The sequence below is a fragment of the Pseudomonas sp. WC1 genome, assembly GCF_050586565.1.
Lineage (GTDB): Bacteria > Pseudomonadota > Gammaproteobacteria > Pseudomonadales > Pseudomonadaceae > Aquipseudomonas.
The window spans coordinates 1-17,341 of sequence record NZ_JBOBDQ010000037.1 but is presented as its reverse complement, the minus strand read 5'-3'; the positions used below and the strand labels follow the sequence as shown (position 1 = coordinate 17,341).

At 52.0% G+C, this 17,341-nt stretch carries 15 protein-coding genes and 3 pseudogenes; 8 read left to right on the top strand and 10 right to left on the bottom strand.

The window, feature by feature from the left end; all coding sequences use genetic code 11:
- Nucleotides 1–27: 27 nt before the first annotated feature.
- Entirely contained in the window at nt 28–546 is a 519-nt protein-coding gene (locus ACQ4OD_RS16950; protein WP_430944613.1) for a TIR domain-containing protein, read from the bottom strand.
- Nucleotides 547–941: 395 nt separating this feature from the next.
- On the opposite strand from ACQ4OD_RS16950, the gene ACQ4OD_RS16945 reads away from it, so the two are divergent.
- Nucleotides 942–1,916: a toll/interleukin-1 receptor domain-containing protein gene (locus ACQ4OD_RS16945; RefSeq protein WP_430944612.1), complete on the top strand. Its 975-nt coding sequence runs from the start codon at nt 942–944 to the stop codon at nt 1,914–1,916.
- 303 nt (nt 1,917–2,219) lie between these two features.
- Nucleotides 2,220–2,585 carry a histone-like nucleoid-structuring protein, MvaT/MvaU family gene (locus ACQ4OD_RS16940; RefSeq protein WP_430944611.1) on the top strand — a complete coding sequence of 122 codons (366 nt, stop codon included), beginning with the start codon at nt 2,220–2,222 and terminating at the stop codon, nt 2,583–2,585.
- Between the two features lie 83 nt (nt 2,586–2,668).
- On the opposite strand, the gene ACQ4OD_RS16935 is transcribed toward ACQ4OD_RS16940, so the two are convergent.
- The 3 genes from ACQ4OD_RS16935 to ACQ4OD_RS16925 form a co-directional block, all read right to left on the bottom strand.
- Nucleotides 2,669–3,508, bottom strand: a complete 840-nt coding sequence (locus ACQ4OD_RS16935) for a hypothetical protein (protein WP_430944610.1) — start codon at nt 3,506–3,508, stop codon at nt 2,669–2,671.
- A 61-nt stretch (nt 3,509–3,569) separates the two neighbouring features.
- Entirely contained in the window at nt 3,570–4,067 is a 498-nt protein-coding gene (locus ACQ4OD_RS16930) for a toll/interleukin-1 receptor domain-containing protein (protein WP_430944609.1), read from the bottom strand.
- 677 nt (nt 4,068–4,744) lie between these two features.
- A complete protein-coding gene (locus ACQ4OD_RS16925) occupies nt 4,745–5,668 on the bottom strand; it encodes a hypothetical protein (RefSeq protein WP_430944608.1) in 924 nt (307 codons plus the stop codon).
- 270 nt (nt 5,669–5,938) lie between these two features.
- Here ACQ4OD_RS16925 and ACQ4OD_RS16920 point away from each other — a divergent pair, with 270 nt between their 5' ends.
- The 3 genes from ACQ4OD_RS16920 (at nt 5,939) to ACQ4OD_RS16910 (ending at nt 9,790) form a co-directional block, all read left to right on the top strand.
- Complete coding sequence (locus ACQ4OD_RS16920) at nt 5,939–8,569, top strand: UvrD-helicase domain-containing protein (RefSeq protein ID WP_430944607.1); 2,631 nt, start codon at nt 5,939–5,941, stop codon at nt 8,567–8,569.
- A gap of 325 nt (nt 8,570–8,894) precedes the next feature.
- Nucleotides 8,895–9,407, top strand: a complete 513-nt coding sequence (locus ACQ4OD_RS16915) for a hypothetical protein (protein WP_430944606.1) — start codon at nt 8,895–8,897, stop codon at nt 9,405–9,407.
- A 182-nt stretch (nt 9,408–9,589) separates the two neighbouring features.
- On the top strand, nt 9,590–9,790 hold the full coding sequence (locus ACQ4OD_RS16910; RefSeq protein ID WP_430944605.1) for an antitoxin Xre/MbcA/ParS toxin-binding domain-containing protein: 201 nt from the start codon (nt 9,590–9,592) through the stop codon (nt 9,788–9,790).
- Between the two features lie 18 nt (nt 9,791–9,808).
- Here the strand turns inward: ACQ4OD_RS16910 and ACQ4OD_RS16905 are convergent, their stop codons facing one another.
- The 4 genes and pseudogenes from ACQ4OD_RS16905 to ACQ4OD_RS16890 all read right to left on the bottom strand — a co-directional run.
- Complete coding sequence (locus tag ACQ4OD_RS16905) at nt 9,809–10,381, bottom strand: helix-turn-helix domain-containing protein (RefSeq protein ID WP_430944604.1); 573 nt, start codon at nt 10,379–10,381, stop codon at nt 9,809–9,811.
- A 521-nt stretch (nt 10,382–10,902) separates the two neighbouring features.
- A complete protein-coding gene (locus ACQ4OD_RS16900) occupies nt 10,903–11,280 on the bottom strand; it encodes a hypothetical protein (RefSeq protein WP_430944603.1) in 378 nt (125 codons plus the stop codon).
- Between the two features lie 446 nt (nt 11,281–11,726).
- A pseudogene (locus ACQ4OD_RS16895) lies at nt 11,727–12,036 on the bottom strand (type 1 glutamine amidotransferase domain-containing protein); the annotation flags it as partial.
- Nucleotides 12,010–12,454 (bottom strand): annotated as a pseudogene (locus tag ACQ4OD_RS16890) (SDR family oxidoreductase); the annotation flags it as partial. The pseudogenes ACQ4OD_RS16895 and ACQ4OD_RS16890, both read right to left, overlap by 27 nt.
- Nucleotides 12,455–12,851: 397 nt before the next feature.
- Between ACQ4OD_RS16890 and ACQ4OD_RS16885 the strand changes: the two are divergent.
- On the top strand, nt 12,852–13,766 hold the full coding sequence (locus ACQ4OD_RS16885; protein ID WP_430944602.1) for a toll/interleukin-1 receptor domain-containing protein: 915 nt from the start codon (nt 12,852–12,854) through the stop codon (nt 13,764–13,766).
- A 219-nt stretch (nt 13,767–13,985) separates the two neighbouring features.
- Here the strand turns inward: ACQ4OD_RS16885 and ACQ4OD_RS16880 are convergent, their stop codons facing one another.
- The gene (locus ACQ4OD_RS16880) at nt 13,986–14,177 is read right to left on the bottom strand and encodes a hypothetical protein (protein ID WP_430944601.1); all 192 of its coding nucleotides are present in this window, start codon (nt 14,175–14,177) and stop codon (nt 13,986–13,988) included.
- Between the two features lie 255 nt (nt 14,178–14,432).
- On the opposite strand from ACQ4OD_RS16880, the gene ACQ4OD_RS16875 reads away from it, so the two are divergent.
- Nucleotides 14,433–15,053 carry a hypothetical protein gene (locus tag ACQ4OD_RS16875; RefSeq protein ID WP_430944600.1) on the top strand — a complete coding sequence of 207 codons (621 nt, stop codon included), beginning with the start codon at nt 14,433–14,435 and terminating at the stop codon, nt 15,051–15,053.
- Nucleotides 15,053–16,951, top strand: a complete 1,899-nt coding sequence (locus ACQ4OD_RS16870; protein ID WP_430944599.1) for a caspase family protein — start codon at nt 15,053–15,055, stop codon at nt 16,949–16,951. Before ACQ4OD_RS16875 ends, ACQ4OD_RS16870 begins: the two co-directional genes overlap by 1 nt.
- Before the next feature lie 199 nt (nt 16,952–17,150).
- Here ACQ4OD_RS16870 and ACQ4OD_RS16865 read toward each other — a convergent pair.
- Nucleotides 17,151–17,341: pseudogene (locus tag ACQ4OD_RS16865) on the bottom strand (hypothetical protein); the annotation flags it as partial.

Below are 17,341 nucleotides of genomic sequence, written 5' to 3'. Positions count from 1 at the left end.
CTCATTGGCAGAGTCGAGAGAGGGCGGTTAGTAACGCTTTCGGATCGCTATCGCTTCTTCGACCCACCTGCCAAGATTCTGAGAGATGGTGGCGTACCGTGTGGCGCTGTCATAGCCCGCTGGATCGTAAGTGCGAACGATGTTGGAAAGAGGGACATTGTCCACATTGAAGCCGTCGAACGGATTTGAACCGACTCTGGAGGTCTGGTTGTTGCGATCAGTTATGCCGTGAATGTAGACCCCGACTAGGCCCATGCCTTTGTTCCAGGCTTGCTCAATTTCGTAGTTGATCCATTTGCGTCCCGCAGTTTGTGAGCCGATTAGCACAATCGCGCAGGAGCAGCCGTTCATTTCGGCGGCAATCCAGTTTTTGATTGCCTGTTCGCTGCCATTTTTCACAGCTTCCCAGCCGTTGTCATAGGCCTCACGGGCGCCATGGATAGCACCGATCGAGCGAATCTTGGCCGCTCGCCAATTGTCGGCTTCGTAGTGAAAGCTGTAAAAGCAGTGGCGCATGATTCCATCTCCGCGCAGGTAATGCAGCACCGAGTGCTCGGCGCTGCGAGGGCGTTGATATCATAGGGCCGCTACTCTTGGGGCGCTACATCACGATTGCAAAAAGGCTGCGTAGACTCAAGCGCTTGCGCTGGACGCGCGTGGTTGAGCGTGCGCAGTTCAAGTTACGCAGGTTGCTCGGCCTTACTGGCTTCCAAGCGCTCGTATACTTTCTTGAGCGCTTCCCGGCGCTACTGCGCATCTGGGGCCTCCACCTTCGCAAGAAGCCAATCTGCGGCTGCGTTTAGCTCCATCACGCCCAGATCCTCGCCTGGACGAGCCTCAATCTGGCCGGTTCGTCGAGCTCTGAGGTTAAATTGGCTCGCTACCGAGGCGGGTTCGAGTCGTGATAACGTCGGAGCCACGAATTCATAGGGAGCGCCGTAATGGCAAAAGTGTTTTTCTCATACAGTCATGATGATGAAGCACTGCGCAATCAACTGGAAAAGCACCTCGCCTCCCTGAGGTACGAGGGGCTGGTTGATTCGTGGCATGACCGGCGCTTGGTCGCCGGCGAGATGGTAGACAGTGCGATCGATGCGCAAATTGATGCCGCGGATATCGTGTTGCTGTTGGTCAGTGCCAGCTTCCTGAGCTCTCACTATTGCTATTCGGTAGAGATGCAACGCGCTCTGGCCCGGCATGCTGCAGGGGAGTGCCGGGTTGTGCCAGTCATTCTGCGCGCGTGTGATTGGACGCATAGTCCGATGGGCAAGCTACTAGCGGTGCCTCAGGATGGGAAACCAATCACCAGTTGGACGAACCCTGATGAGGCTTTCACTGATGTGGTACGTCAGATTCGAGTGCTGATAAAGGAAATATCGCCTGGCAACCCCGGACGTGGTGCATTGGCTCAATCCCATCGACCATCTGCTGCCCATGGTGCCGCAGCGGACACGGTAATTTCGACGATGTTTGAGTCGGTGCGATCGAGTAACCTGAGGCTTCGAAAAACCTTCACAGACTTCGAAATTGATCAGTTCGCTCATGATGGTTTCACTTACATCCAGCGTTTTTTCGAGAATTCATTAGCTGAGCTTCAGGCGCGTAACCCTGGGATTCAAGCAACATTGAGACGACTGAGTGACACGCGGTTCGCGGCTTCCATCTATCGGGACGGGAAGGTCGCTTCGGAATGTGCGATTGGGATGGGGGATGGTATCAGTCGGAACGGTATCACCTACTCGGCTCAAGTATCCTCAAATGGATTTAACGAAATGCTCTCCGTGAGCACGGATGACCAGTCGATCTTCTTCAAGTCTCTGATGGGATTCTCTCGGAATACTCGTGATGAGAAGCTGAGCCACGAAGGTGCTGCAGAGGCGTTCTGGGCGAAACTTCTTGAGCCTCTCCAGCGCTAGGCCAGTTGACCTTATATTTTCCGCGCGCCGTGGAACGGGTTTACTTGGACTTTCCACGGATCAGCATTTTCGGAGCGTGAGGTCACTGCCTCCAATTTGCTCGGGGTATGCTGCCTGAGGCACTGTACTTCGGTGTTAAGACGTAGCGACTACGGGTGGGCACTTTTACTCTTGCAAATTCAGTTCGCTATCAAAGCGTCGAACGCCTGATCAGATTTATAAAATAGGTGAGGACACGCCTAAGATATTGACCTAAGATAGGCCTACTCTTCGTCTAGTGATCTCTCGTTTTAAGGAGTTTTTATGTCTCGCTTGGTAGAATTTCGGCAGTTGGAGCAAAAGCTAGCAGAGCAGCTCGCTGAACTTGAGGCGATGAAGGGGAGCTCTGAGCTTCAGCATGAAATTGAATTCGAGAAAAAGCTGAGGGATTTGCTAGCGAAGTACAACTATAGCTTGCGTGATGTCATCAATATACTCGACCCGCAAGCTGGCCGTGTCAGTGTAGAGCCTAAAGCAGCTAAAGCAACACGAAAGGCGCGTGAAGTTAAGGTGTACAAAAATCCTAATAACGGTGAAGTCATCGAAACTAAAGTTGGTAATCATAGATTTCTGAAGGAGTGGAAGGCTAAATATGGGGCAGAAGAAGTTGAGGCTTGGGTTTCCAAGTGAAATATGTGATTTGATCTGAATGCCCGAAATAAAGCCCCGGTACATGGGGCTTTATTTTATTAAGTGCGTGAGTTTATGTCTGGCTACTGAAGCGCTAGATTGTCAATTTTATGTTCGTAATATCGATTGGTTATATGGCAGGTGGCATAGAGGTCGTCCAGAACCTCTCCAGCATCAGTAAATTTCTTCGCCGCTAGGTCATGGTACCACTTGCTGAAGTCTCTACCTTTTACAGATGGCAGATGCTCCTTTGAAATTTTGAACGCCATCTCATACGGCTGTAATTGCTTTGACTCAGTCATGTAACTCTCAAATCCAGCGACACTCGGTAGAGATTTCTTATTTTTCAAGCGTGGCGGAAGCACCTGTTGAACCTGGGCGCTGAATTGAAGCTCGGCATAGATCCAAGGGGAAAGGGTTCTATCGCTGACATCGTTTTCAAATGGTACTGATTTTTCCGTGCGTAGAAAAACAAAAGCTTCGGTACGCCAAATCATTTGGTGGATGGCGGCAGAAAGCAGCGTATGCACGGCTGTGCTCACTCTGACTATTTGAGAGTCTCTCGTTTCGTTCTCGAGTGGGCTGGACTGCTCAAGAATCAGTTCTATTAATTTCTCGGAGTGTCCCCAGACGCATGAGTCGACGAATACCCTGATCCCTTTATCTTTAAGAGAAAGGGCTAGCTCGATTGCTTTACTTTGATCGGCATGGGAATGTGAGAGAAAAATATCATAGTCTGATCGAGGAAATAGACTAGCGGAAATTTTCTCGGCATCGAGATGTTGAATGGTATGCGAAGTTGATGCAACATATTTGGCTAGGTCGTAGATATTTGCGTCGTTTAAAGCGCTGAAGCTCCATACGTCGAGGTCGTCTTGACGGGTTAGGCCTTGATAGTCTGTTAATTCGAAGCCAATAAACATGTTAAGTCCTTTATCAGTCCATTGCGGTGGTGGTGCTTGAGATCTAATTGGCCAATCTTAGTTATTTCAGGAAGCGCACCCATTTCCCTTTACCTTGCGGGTCAAATAGGGCTAAACCACCACCTGAGGCTCGGTCGACTTTGTTGTAGAGTTTTAGATACTCGTTGCCGTAGTGGTGGCCGCTATTGTCGGTGGTAGGAATTATTGCAATTTTCTCGACTCGCTTTTTCCCATCGGCATACCCGATCTCCCAAGGGCACCAGCGAGAAGCCTGAGAGTTTTGATTCGCGAGAAATAAAAACCAATCAGCGGCGACGATAGCATTCTTGATACGGCTAGCCGTTACTGCGTCGGGCGACTCAGGCATGGCTTGATCCTGCCAATCAATATACACATACCAGCCCTCTCGACGTAGTGTCTCCTGGAGCCCCAACGCGAGCTTCATATCTTTGTGGCTATGGCTCAGAAAAGCAGTGGGTTGACCAGATCGTTTAGATACATGGCCCTGAGGGACACGCGTTGTAGCGCTGTAGAAAAGGTCAGATTGCCGAATCGCCATAGAGAAACGCCCTCAAAAATAGAGGCAAAATGCCAGCTTTCTTGGGCTGCCACAAGATGCTGATCTTAAGCAGGAAGGCGAATGCGTCGGCTGACGGTCTCACCACCAGCTCAGCAGCAACGTGATGAAGCCATTCGTTTTGGCTACCGTTCGTCAGGTGTATTCGGCTTTAATAGCCATAAATTGACTTGTTAAAATAAGAAAAATTTCAAGAGTTAAGACCTTCGTTAGCGTTAACCGTAATCTCTTGATTTTTCTAAGCTTGGGCCATTGTTGTGTGTATAATCGCGGCTCAAAATGTGTATTGTGCAATATCATTATACCGTGGAAGCTTGTTTTATAGTTTAATTTTAATCGTCGCTCCTCCCGCCTAAAGGCCTTGAGCGCTCCTTGCATGGCTGCGCTTTGCGGTTAAGCTGCGAGCAGAGTAAATTATTTCGTAGGGCGTTACATGGTGTCCTGGGAGGCGGCGTGCCAGAGAATAAATTAATTAGGATGCTCGCGGTTGCAGTGTTTTTTCTGCTGATTAGTCTATGGTCGCATTCGGCTTATTGAGTCTTAGTTTGACAGCGTTCGCTTTAAGCCTAAGAGGGTAATGCTTTTTTGGAGTAATGGATGATGTACGCACGTATCGAAGGTCTGTGTGCTCAAAGCGTATGCAGTGCTGATAGGGGAAGTCAGGTTTGTTCTTGAGTCTCTCTAAGTTTGAGCAGGTCGTTGTTGTACAAATGCTTAAGAGATAATTCGGCTAGTATCTGTGCATAGCTCATCATGAGACTCAGCAGGTCGCTCAGATTAAAGGTTGAAAATATTCCGTATGTTGGGTCGGTGTGGCCGAGAAGGAAAACGTGTGTTTCCTCGCTGCTTTTCAATTTACTGAAAAATTTATTGGCTTTTAGTGATAGTGCTGGTTTGTCTCTATCATTGATGCCGCAATCTTTAAAAATGCGTTCAATTACCTTCTCTTTATTTTTGACTACGCCTGAGTTATGTACGATCAAGTGACGCAGTTTCGATATTAAGCAAAGGTTAAAACCAACATGGCAGTCAAGTTTGTTTTTGGTTTCAATTTTTCTTAGTTCGTCGAATTTGTTTCGGAAGCATGCGAGGATGCTGTTTGGTTTGCTTTTCTTGATGGCTACTTGACTTAAGAACCAATCAAAGTCTTTCGTGGGTAAATCAGAGCGGTGAGTGTTTTTGTAGTCTGAAACAGGCCAGAAATCGTAGTCGACGTAACCCATTCCAGCGTAGAGGTTCTCAAGAAAATCTTCGAATCCCTCGTAAGCTTCTGCCAATACCCACTGGTAGTGTCGGTTTTTATGGATGTGAGCTGACCTAATCTGATCGTCTAAAAATAAGCGCTTCGCGCCATAGGTCTTGGCGTGGCCTGTTCTTAAATCATGATAGATCATGTGATGGACAGAGCGAGGGATATCCTCCATTCCCGGTTCTTTTTCGCGTTCCTTCTCTTCCTTCAGCTTCCTGAGTTCACTGTCAAAGCGTGAACTGATTGCGTTCCTCAGTGCGCTAGCCTCGGTCATCCTATTTTTTAGTGCATCCAGGGCGTCCAAGATTTTTTGTGCTTTCTCAGGCTCTTTCATAGTGCATCCTTGTTGGCTTTCACGCCATTCGTTTGAGTGTTTTCAGTCTGCTAACGGTGACATAAGTATTCGTAACAACGGGTAAAGAGGGGGCGATACACACCGCGTGCGTCGCGGGATAGGGCATTTTACGAGAAGCAGTGAGAGAAACGTCCACTCTGGTGGTAGGCTTCTCGTGGCCTGAGCCTCGAATGAGGCACCGCATTTGAGCCTATAACCACCCTTCATCTGGTGGATGGGCTTTGTCGCACAGAATGGAGATTTGTTGTAGTGGATGCCCCAAAGCCTGACGCATCAGCGGATGAGACCGTTGAGCCATTGTTTTCTAAAAGTCTGCTGCATCGCCTGGTCAACCGGCTACTTGATGCCGCAGGAGTGCAGCAGGCATCTGCTTGGAGAGCAGGTCGTGTCGTGGGGCGAGAGGACGGATATCAGTCAGGATTGAAAGTAGGTCAGGCAGCGGGTGTCGCTTTAGGAAACAAGATAGGGCATGCACGCGGTCTTGGTGCAGGGCGCGCTACTGGACATGAGGAGGGTCGAGCCCTTGGCTTTGAGGAAGGGCAGATAGCAGGGTTTAAAGCTGGCCACCAAAAGGGATTTGACGAAGGCAAGCTGGTCATTGAGGTTCAGGCTGGCCCCGAACCCACGACTGGTGCTCCAGGTATCCGGGAAGACCAGCTCTTTAAAGATTGGCGCTTCCCAATCACGGAGGAGTTGGAGGCACAAATCAGAGCTGACGTTGCTGATCGATTGCCTAAGCAGCCGCCTTCAGCCGATCAGTGGAAGATGATCTTGTCCAAAACGCCCACCACATCTGTGGTTGCCGGCGCGGGGAGTGGCAAGTCGACGACGATGGTGTTACGGCTTCTGGTGTTGAGGCACTACTTAGGAATCGATTTTTCGAACCTCACCGTAGTCACCTTTACCGTTGAGTCTAAGAAGGATTTTGCTAAGAAAGTCCGAGAGGTTTTCAAGCTTTGGGGCTATGACATCTTGCATGATGACTCGCTGAAGATCGTACGTACCTTCCACTCACGGATTTTGTCCTTCGCTCGATGCCTGCCAGGCATGAGTCAAGTGGAGCCTTTCGAATTCCTGGAAAAGGACGGCACGACGAAAGAGAAAGGCTCCATGTTTCAAGTGAAGGTGGGCGAGCCCCAGCTGGAGCTGATGAACGAATGCTACATGCGTCTTTACGACAAGAATCCAGAGTTCAAAACGCTCATCGGTAAGCTGTATCGTCACGCACTGGCGATGGAAAAGGTTAACGCAGATAGCCCTGACGCGCTGAAGGCGCAAAGGCAGGCGCGCGACTTGGCCAAGGCTGACGAAGACATATGCGACACCCTAGAGCAGCTGTGGCGCGCTGCGGGCAAATGGCCGATCGAAGGTATTGAGCCTTCGCGCAAGGTGATTCAGCTTCTTGGTCAGGACTTCCAAGTCAACGGCTACATTCCTGAGCTGGATGCCTTTGTCATTTTGGGGGTGGATAAGTCAGAACCAAGTGATTTGAAGGCAAAGGAGGGGCGCTTTCCCTACCTCACCGCGGACGTCAAAAACAAGCGAATCCTCTTTCAGGCTCATTGCTCTCGGCCAGTCATCTACCTAAAAAGCTATGTCGAATCTGCCAGTCCCATAGAGGCAATCCGCAGCTTGGTGAATACCTGCCCAAAATTTACCTATAAGCTCGAAGGTGACATTGCTCCTCAGTACATCACGGAGGCGTTCTACAGCGCCGCATCGTACATGGAGAATCTTGGCCTGGATGTTTTTGAGGCTATCCGGGCCATGCGCCTACGCAAAGACGATGCAGATCGTGACTTCTTCCATGCCCTTGCGATCTACTGGAGCGACTTCACACGGATGCTGTTCAACATGACTCCGCCGGTGATGACCTTCAACACAATGTTCTCCATCTTCAGCGAACGCAAGCCCCATAACCTTCGGGCACTGACACCAGATGTTCTGCGACCGATGACCACTTTGCTGGTCGACGAGTTTCAGGATGTCGGCGCTAATACCATCTCCTGGATACGTGCGACGTTTGCCGAAATCGAGCGACGGAATTTGAGGGTTCCCACCAACGGTTCGCCGGCGTACGCCTCGCTCATGGTCGTCGGCGATGACTGGCAGAGCGTTTATGGTTGGCGTGGCAGCTCTCCGCACTACCTTATCGACTTTGACAAGGTCTTCGAATCACCAGAACCCAACCGGGTGCTTATGCAGGAGAACCACCGGTCTCACCAAATGGTGATTGATGCCGCAGAAGAAATCGTAAAGCGTACGCCAGGTGGTGTACCTGGTAAGCGGGGAGTTGCGAAAAACCAAGCTGTGGCAGGGCATCAGGTGCCAGTCGAGGTGCGTGAGATGGATTGGAATCAGATCGCAGCCGATGTTGAGCGACACTACGAAGCAGGTGATTCGATCCTCGTCCTAACACGCTCTAACTCTTTGAAGGAAGAGGCGCGCGACGCGCTGGAGGATCTTCGTGAGCGAGCCAGGCTGGAACGGCGCTCTGAGCAGATCAAGTTCCTGACCTACCATTCTGCAAAGGGACTGCAAGCCAAAGCTGCTTTCCTGCTTGGTGATTGCGACCTCAAAACGTCCTCTCCGTCCAAGAATGACCTGTACGCTCAGGCTGGCCTCAATCGCCCCGGTGATCCTTGCGGATACGACACTTCACAAGGCGAGGAAGCCTTGCGTACAGCATATGTGGCGATTACCCGAGCGATTACCTATTGCTACTGGTACCTGGATGATGGCTCTAAGTCGGTGATCGAGCGGGCCAGCCGTCATATCAATGCGGCTCAACCGTACTGGAATCGGGTGAACGCTCCTGTTCCGGACGCTGCCAGCAAACCCAAAAGGCCAGCTAAGCAGCCTGACAGTCGAGTTCACTGAGTGCCTCCGAGAGTGATAGCGAATCTGGAGCAAGCAATTAGACGAGCATCTCATTCGATTTCTACAAGGCGACGATCCGTTGATGCGAGAGGCGATTGACGCGCTCAAGTGTTATCACGAGGCTGTGGATGCTTCAGCCCCTGAGGAAGAGGTAGAGCATCTGAAGAACGAAGCGGAAGCGCTCTTTCAGGCAGTGTCCAATTACCTAGTCCGCGCGACCGGAGGTCAAGCAGGGACGCTGCATTGATCGAACCTGAGAGGATGAAGGACTGTGTCGCGGGGTGGTCAAGACCTAGTAAATGAAAATTTTCTGAAGAGGAAGGTCATGGGAAAACATCAGCATCTTGTCGACCTGGCACTTGGAGGGGAATTGCCCAAGCTTGCGATCGAGTTTTTCATCGTGTTCTCCAGATTCGAATGTGCTCTCAAGCGGTCAGGGGATTATGCAGCGCCAGGCGACAACGCAAAGGTAAGCGCCAATTGGGACGCTTTCGCAAAAGCTCTCGGGAATGGCTTTTTTGAAGAGGTGATTGCTCAGGGTCTAGCTCCCGACCTAGTGCACAGACCGCCCAAGCTACAAGTGATACTTCCAGATGGAGGTGGACTAGGGTGGCGTGACAGCGCTGCTGTCACCAACTCGGTGGAGCTTTTCATCGCAGTTCGTCGTGCCCGGAACAACCTTGTGCATGGAGCTAAGTACCGTGACCAGGCCACGGGGCAGGTAGATCCCGTTGAGGGATCTGAGCGTGATGAAAGGTTGCTGGATCAGGCGTTGGCTGTGCTTGGCCTGGCGCTCGAACGAAATGCAAAAGTGCAGGGCTTTTTTCATCCCTACTGAGCTGTGACGTCAAGCTAGGCTTGATTGTTATGTCGTGGTTATTGATGCTGTCTTGGTGCGGGGCCGGAGCTTGTGGACGTGAAGCCTAAACCTAAATGTGTTGATGCACTTGTCCAACCAGGTAGGGATCGACCAGTGTTTGCAGTGACGGTTACAGATGGCCCTAAGCAAGGTTTTGGAGAATGGTGATGATGGAGCTCTCAGAGCTGCTTCGCAATCAAGCTGAGCGAGTATTCGGTGACAAGGTCAAAGCTGCGGTGTGGTTGGGGCGGCCACGGTCAAGCTTAGATGGATGCAGTGCGCTGGAGTTTGCTCAGGACGAGGCGACCTACCTGCGTGCAAAAGATGAGTTGGACAGAATCGAGCACGGGTTTACAGGCTGACTTGACGCCGGCAGGTACTCATTCAGGGAAGGCGAGCTCGGTTTGATTAGGGGAAACGGTAGTCGGTCGTTTAGAGAGCCGCGCTGCTCGACCTCGCTCGAGAGATAGGGGTGAATCGAGAGGAGTGGCCTGTTGCAGGCTTATCAGGCCTGGTAACCCACCTTCGCGTTCTAGCGTTTCGAGTTCAAACTTGAGTGTGTTGACAAGGTCTTTAGCCGGTTTACAGCCGTCTTCGCTTAGCGTTAGAGCCAGTAAAGTCAATGGACTCAGCTTGAGACGCGCGCTTAGCTGTTCAAGCTTGTCCAGCGTGATGCTTGATTTGCCACCCTCAAGCTTCGACAAGTAGGTACGACTGCTTGCATCGGCAAATTGCCGCTGGGTGATATTGCGTTTGCTCCTAATGGCGCGGAGCACAGTGGCAAATGATGACTTGAGTGTCATGAGTTCGGCCTGGTCATCTGACATTGTACGTGCGTCGCGCTCAGCGTTTCCTTTGTAGGATGCCGCATAGGGGAGGGCGAACACTTGATCGTGATTGGCGAAGGCAAGGGCGGGTGCCAGTCTAGCACGGGACTTTCGTCGGAAACGCATCTCTAATCCGCAGGGCCTGGCTTACAACGCCAAGGTGAGGTCCTCGCCCATCATGGAAAAGTGCGGCCTCAATTTCACGACTCGTCCATGTCCTGGGTAACCTGTTGTCATTGCAGTCTACCGTTGTGACCTTTACCAATTGCTCGATGAGCCAATTTGCCCTTCGATTCCAAGTCGCATGTCGTTGGTGGTATCTGATGTGGCCAGAGGGTGCGAAGTATTTAAAGGTCTTGCTATCAGGGGTTCTCAAGGCCCGCGCTACTTTCTGAGTATTGGCCCTCATACACCCAAAGCGCAGATGTGGGGGAGCCTGGACCCGCACTCTTGCGCCCAGCATCTTACAAGCCATGCAAGCGCCGCAGCGACGCGGCTGTCGTAAATCACGAATCCGGGCAAAATTAGCGAATAGATTTTTGTGGTGCCCGCATTGGAGCGAAGATCGCTCAGTCCTTCAAGCAGGTGAGGTTCGTCGGAGTGGAGCGCCGGCAGGGCCCGATTAAGGTACTCGGGCAGGCCCCCGTTTAGGCTTCCCAACCACACGGCATTACCGGGACGTTTGAAAACACCGCCCCACACCATGATCGCTCTTGCCCAACCGGCCAGTTCAGTTGGGTTGACCGGTTCTGAGCCAAGCAGCTTTTGATGCCGTTGGACAGTTTCTGTAGAAGCTGCTCATTCTGCGCAAACCCTGAGTTTCGATCGATGCTCTCAGTCCCTGTGGGCGTGGCAAGCTCGATGCGCTTGAGCGGCCACCTATAACGCTCGAAGGCGTCGCTCAGAAAGTCATCAACGCCGCCTCGATGTGGAAACTTGATAGAGCGTGCTCCTGTGACGATGGATTCGAACCACGTCATAAACGATAGGGTATCGTCATTCGTTAGAAAGTCATTTTTCGTCATGCATCTGGCACTCCATTTCATGTGAGCAGTCTGGCAGATGGCCGGGTCTTAGCGAACCCAGATAGGTATATCTCGAATACACAGGTTGAAAGCATGACTTTAAAAAGATGGCAGCAGAGGGTAGGGAGCGGGCGCTGATGCATCGCCCGTTGATACTTACTAGGTTTCAGATGGTCGGTGCGCACAATTAACGTACCGACTCATAATCCCGATGCTGCAGATGCGACGCGAGGTGCCGCAATAAATCTATTTCTGCGACATGGCTATCATGGAGTAACCATTCGCACGTGGTGTACAGAAGTGGGCATGCAGCCGTGTTCGTCAAATTATGCCACCTCGCTAGCTGCGCATGAAAACTACCCGTCTCTCAAAGGGGGGAGTGCGGATGTCCTCTTCATTGTCCTGCCTGAACCCTTGACTCACCATGAGTCCAGGCGGTTCGAACGCTATTTCAATTGGGCAGCCGGTGATTTGGCCACGCCTTCAGAGCTTGCAGGGTTCTGTCCGGTGATGAGCTTGCCATCTTCGACTACGAAGGGTGCCCAATCAGGGCCTTTTCGTATAGTCCGCCCTGGCGCTGGAATTCATCCTCAATCAGGAAAGACACCGCCTCGGTCAACTCCACTGCGGCTTCCTCACCATTGGTGAAGCCAGTGACACGACGCCCTTTGATCAGCGGTGCTCCGTCAGCAGCTCGACATGGCGCAGGGGCGCAAGGGCGTGACAGACAAATGCGATGGCGCGGGCAGCGGACTCTGCAGGAATCGCCTGCTTGTAAAAGTCGGCGATGGCCTGAGCGCTGGCTTCGTGGCCGCTACCAAATTTCAGCTCTGAATCCACGGCGTCCGGTTCGATTGTGGTGGTGCGGATATGGCTGCCGACCTCATGGCGTAAGCCATCCGAAATCGCGCGCACTGCGTACTTGGTGCCGCTGTACACCGAGCCGCCCGGGCTGAATACCTTGATACCGGCAACTGATGAAATGTTGATGAAGTGCCCCGCGCCTTGCTGCTCGAAGAGGGGGCAGGGCAGCTGCGATACCGTACATGACGCCTTTGATGTTAATGTCGATCATGTGATCCCATTCATCAACACGCAGTTCGGCAATCGGCGCGATGGCCATCAGGCCTGCGTTGTTGATCATCACGTCTACACGTCCAAAGGTATTCATGGCGTGTTGGTAGTGTTTGCCCAAATTCCGTTGTACCTCGCGGAGCCTCATCTATCCTAGGGTAGGCTTGTTTAGGTGGTGGCGGACTACGCGCCGGAGCCGCCTGACCTTGTCCTCTATCGAACACGTCCAGATCCAGCTTCGCGGGGAATCCGGTTGGTGTATGACTTTTTGATAGAGAAACTTAGTGACCAGCATTTGTTGCCTTCTAGTGCGTCTAGGTTCAACCGTGATCAACCCATCAGTGCTTTAAGCTCATGAATCTGGCACGCTAGGGTAGAGGTCGTCGGATGAGCACTGAGGGACGAGGATAGGGTGTGGAGTAGCTGGTGATGAAATGTGGTATTTTAGGCTTTTATGAAAATTTCGCGGCTGTGCCGCGCATACTGGAATTGAAGAGATGAGTGCTGACTTATTTATTTCTTACGCGTGGACGTCTGCGGCCCATCGAGAGTGGGTTCGCTTACTCGCCAGCCAACTCCATCTAATGGGCTATGATGTGAAACTCGATGAGGACGTCGATTATGGTTCGAACTTACACGGCTTCATGCAGCAAGTCACCGAAGCGACTCACGTGTTGCTGGTTGTTGACGAAAACTACGTCGATAGAGCGGACAATATGCCAGAGTCTGGAGTCGGCATTGAAACGAAGTGGATGAGTGGTGTTTTCAAGGATAAGCCAGAATCATGGCTGTCAATCTTGTATGTCCAAAACCCCAAACTTCTCCGGCCTAAATGGTTTGAGGGTCATAATCCAAAGGGCTTTGATTTTAATTGTAATATCGAAAAGAAACAGTTTCCGGGATCGCTACAACTTGAGGAGCTCTGGCGATGGGTTGAGGGGCTGCCGTCCAATAAGTCCAACGCCATACCATTGTCGGTACTACGTAATCGTACCGCTCGTCTTGAACGTGTTGATGCCCGTCGCGATCCTGCGCTTTATGTGAACCCTGCTCCCAGCGGACAAGTGATTTTTGCCTATAAAGACAATCCCCACTTTACGGTTGGTTACGCGGAATGTGAGTTCAAAATATCATTTAGCGGACGTTCTTTTGATAGTGTATATGTTTATACCGATGCAGGTCTAAAAGCGATCGGTTTGATAACGGAGCCGGATTTTGATCCGCTCACTGTAGCGTCTTTCTTGACGCCAGGTCGCACTGTTGAGCCAGTTGTGGGGCAAAAGGTAGTATTGCTAAATGTATATGGGCTTATGTGTGTCATAACAATTAATAGAGTGGGTTGTGAGATTAATGATAAGCAGTATACGCCAGGGCTGGTAGGCTTTGCATATGAAATCCTTGTGAGCGAATAGTGCTTGTCTTGGCAGGTGATGCCTATTTGATGCAAATCCCCAGGAAGGCAGGAGTTTTTCTGAGGTTTGGCTATTGGTCGTGTGGGTGCTAAGTGTATGGCTTGGTATGAAAGCGGAAAGTTGCTGAGGCCTTTAACCACTGTCACACACTAAGTAAGGTGAGTAATTGGTGCGGGTAATTGGTTGAGCTTAAAAGTCAGCTGTCACTAGGCCGTTGGATCAATCCTTGGTGGAGCAGTGGTTGTTCTGTTCTCCTCTCTTCTTCGCCGCCCGCCGCTTGAGCTTTTCAGCTATTTTGAATACGTCGTCTGCAGGGTCGGGTTTAATCGACACATAGCCGTTCTTGGCGAGCTCATGAAAAGCTTCTTCTACGGCCCGTTCTTTCGGGTTCCGCTCGATGAATGTACTCATAGCCGCATTGCCACCAAGGTGATCGGATCGACATGCAGCATGACATGCAGAGCCAGTTTAGTCACAGGGGCGCGGTGAAATGTTGCCAGGAGCGGCATCGACAGATGCCATACAATGGCCATCGCTTTCTTTCCAAATCCGAGAAGCCTCTGCAGGCACCGTGTTGGCAATCGCGCAGGTCGAGGGGCATAAGCAAGGGCGACGTTCAGTGCGCTCAGGCCGGCCAAGCCGAGCTTGACCAATGAGGAGTGAGGTATGAGGGATAAATCCCATCCTTTCCCATTTGATACGGAGGCGGAGCTCGTCATGGAAGCATTCATGAACGCTACGGGGGAAAGGCTCGATCAAGCGCGCAGACAAGTGGGTGGAGGAGATAACGTCCAGCGCTTCAGCCATGGAGGATCTTGGCAGTCACATCACAGCTATGCCCCGGACCGAGTCGATCAGATGCAGACCATTAGGCACGAAACAAGGTTGCGTGTAGAGGACATCATGGAAGGCCAACTCCAGCTCATTGAGCGCACTGCCGAGGAAATTTCCAGCAGCATGGCGGACAGCTATGCCAAAGCGTTTTACCAAATGCTTTCTGATACGTGCGAAGAGAGCGGCAACGTCATTGATGGCTCCGCGGGGAGCTTGGGTGAGCAGATGCTCAAGGCCATCGAGCAAGTCGAGTACTCGGTGGATCGGAACGGTCAAGTATCGCTTCCTGAGTTTCGCATGCACCCCACCCTGGCCAAGCGCCTTCATTCTGATCCTTCGCTCCGAGATCCGGTACTGCTGGCGAAAGCCGAGGAAATCAAGTCGCTCAAAACTGCCCAGGCACTGGCAGAGGAAGCGGCGCGGAAATCCAAGTTTCGATGCAGGGAGCAGTGATGGCCAAGGTATTGCTTTGCGTTGGTTGCGACGACTATCAGTCTCTCAAAAAGCTGACTGGGGCCGAGCGTGACGCGATTTCTATCCATACCGCACTTTGCACTGGGCCACTGAGCAGTATCCAGCCAGCCGACACCTATCTGCTTAAATCTCCGGCCCGGCAGGATCTGGATGCCTTGCTGCTGCAGATTCAAGATCGGTACGATGAGATTGAAAGCTTCACGCTTTTCTTTGCCGGCCATGGCGGAGAAGCGAATGACAGTTACTTCCTATGCCTGAGCGATACCCGGGGCGATCGCCTGTCGACCACTGGCTTCGCCCTTAGTCGCTTGTTCGAATATTTCAACGAGCTCAAAGCTGCTCACTGTAACGTCATCATCGACGCCTGCAACGCTGGCGGTATGGTTTCTAACCTGGGCATTTTGCTCAAGCCTGAAGTGATAGGTAAGGCAAAGACCTTCGGCGTCTCTTTTTTTGTGTCCTCTGCTGCAGATCAGTATGCCGGCGAGACCAACCGCGGTGGTTATGGAACCCTCGCACTGCTCAAGGTTTTAGACGGGGAGATCGACACGGGATCGCGAGCCGGGATGCTCGATCTGGTGGATATGGGGCGGCCTGCTGCGCAGTATGTGGCAGAACAAACCCAAGGGAGGCAAATGCCATCGGTGTGGGGAGTGAATCTCTACGGCCACATGCCGCTGTTTAGCAATCCGCATGCTGCCGACAATCCAACATCCTCTTTGCTGGGCCTCACTGGGATCTTACCCACATCTTTAGCTGGGCAAGCCATCAACAGTCATTCCGCCGAGCTCTACACGCTCATGTTCGCCCCGGAGAATGAGCTCACTGCGGACAATCTTTTCCCTGTTTTAGCCAGGTTCGTTGATCGGCTGGCCGAGATACCCAACTCGACCGGGGTGTTCATTGGCGGGATCTGGCAATCCTTGGAGAAAAGTACAGGGCGTCATGCTAATAGCTTCTCAAGGGTGGAATTGAGCGCGACATGCGTAGCTTTGCTCCTCCAGTCGTCACAGAAGGACAACACCGCTCGAGACTGCATTGAAGGGCTTGCCCACGAGATTGTCAGGGATGTTGAGCGCATCCTTTGCGCGATCGTCCAGGGACTTCGTGAGAATCCTGGCTCGTTATGCCGTCATGGCATTCCTGATCTGTTCTACCTTCCGCAGCGTATATCGCGGATTTTGGGTTGGGCCGGCGCAGCAGTGCACCTGGCCCGGGAGCTAGGCATCAGAGATGCCGTACTCCGAGAGGCCTTGGAGCAACTGAGCGTCTTGCTGATGGAGCACTATGCAAGCACGTGTGCTGGTATGAGCGAAGACGAAGCACCGTACTGGTCAGCTTTCCTCACAGCCATCAAAACCGATGACCTCAATGGCCTCGGTGAATTGGTCGTAAGCACGTTGATCAATGCGCTTGTTGAGCACGATGGGCGACTCGCTCGACCATTGCTGCCGGCAGAGGATGTGTACGCGTATCTCAAGGCGCGCGCAGACAAGGATTCTGTTGCTCTGAGCACTTTGAGCAACTCGCCCTCAGAAACTCTGGCCCTTGTCCTGCTCATCAGTGGGCGTCACTCGCTCGAGGAGGAACTGGATTACAACCTTGCGAGTCTTGACCACGCACACCTCAATATTTTCATTCCGCAAAGCTACCTGGACTTCAGCCAGTCTTTCGTTCCTAACGGGATAAACCATGTGTTTCAGATCGGCCAAAAGGTGTGGACAGTCGCGGATGTTGTCCAGCGTTGGGAGGCCGTGTGCAAACCCCAGATGGATAGTGACCCGTCGCTTCGAGATCCAGCAACGCGGATCGGCGCTATCTGCGCATCACTGCTTTTTCCGAATCGAGTGCCTTGGTTTTTACTCATCGAGCAGTGATCGCAGGTTGCAGCCAGATCTTCACGCGTGTCGAGCGCTGTGTCGCCGCGGCTCAGTCGCCCCAGCTAGCTATTCACTGAAGATGGCCAAGGCAAGCGCTTACCCAACTCACCAATGCCTCGCGGCAGTCGACTTTGAGATTCCAAGCATTCTGGAGGTCTCCGCTTTCGAGTGGCGAAAAGATTTCAATCGCTGAACTTCATCGCGCAATCTTCCCGCTTCGATGACGCGCGGTTTGATCGTCGATCGAAAGCGGCTGGTCAAGCGCATCAACGAACTCTAGCTCAGTGCGGACAAGCTCCAACAGATCCGCCGGAGGCATTTTTTCGCTAGCCCCGTACGTCAATGCAATAAGAGTGAGGGGATGGATTTTTAGCAGGCCGGCGATTT

Excerpts from the sequence above, each read along its gene's own strand:
- ACQ4OD_RS16900 (WP_430944603.1), bottom strand. The coding sequence starts at position 11,280 with ATGACGAAAAATGACTTTCTAACGAATGACGATACCCTATCGTTTATG.
- ACQ4OD_RS16880 (WP_430944601.1), bottom strand. The coding sequence starts at position 14,177 with ATGAGTACATTCATCGAGCGGAACCCGAAAGAACGGGCCGTAGAAGAA.
- ACQ4OD_RS16905 (WP_430944604.1), bottom strand. The coding sequence starts at position 10,381 with ATGCGTTTCCGACGAAAGTCCCGTGCTAGACTGGCACCCGCCCTTGCC.
- ACQ4OD_RS16915 (WP_430944606.1), top strand. The coding sequence starts at position 8,895 with ATGGGAAAACATCAGCATCTTGTCGACCTGGCACTTGGAGGGGAATTG.
- ACQ4OD_RS16870 (WP_430944599.1), top strand. The coding sequence starts at position 15,053 with ATGGCCAAGGTATTGCTTTGCGTTGGTTGCGACGACTATCAGTCTCTC.
- ACQ4OD_RS16910 (WP_430944605.1), top strand. The coding sequence starts at position 9,590 with ATGGTGATGATGGAGCTCTCAGAGCTGCTTCGCAATCAAGCTGAGCGA.
- ACQ4OD_RS16930 (WP_430944609.1), bottom strand. The coding sequence starts at position 4,067 with ATGGCGATTCGGCAATCTGACCTTTTCTACAGCGCTACAACGCGTGTC.
- ACQ4OD_RS16925 (WP_430944608.1), bottom strand. The coding sequence starts at position 5,668 with ATGAAAGAGCCTGAGAAAGCACAAAAAATCTTGGACGCCCTGGATGCA.
- ACQ4OD_RS16935 (WP_430944610.1), bottom strand. The coding sequence starts at position 3,508 with ATGTTTATTGGCTTCGAATTAACAGACTATCAAGGCCTAACCCGTCAA.
- ACQ4OD_RS16940 (WP_430944611.1), top strand. The coding sequence starts at position 2,220 with ATGTCTCGCTTGGTAGAATTTCGGCAGTTGGAGCAAAAGCTAGCAGAG.
- ACQ4OD_RS16885 (WP_430944602.1), top strand. The coding sequence starts at position 12,852 with ATGAGTGCTGACTTATTTATTTCTTACGCGTGGACGTCTGCGGCCCAT.
- ACQ4OD_RS16875 (WP_430944600.1), top strand. The coding sequence starts at position 14,433 with ATGAGGGATAAATCCCATCCTTTCCCATTTGATACGGAGGCGGAGCTC.
- ACQ4OD_RS16945 (WP_430944612.1), top strand. The coding sequence starts at position 942 with ATGGCAAAAGTGTTTTTCTCATACAGTCATGATGATGAAGCACTGCGC.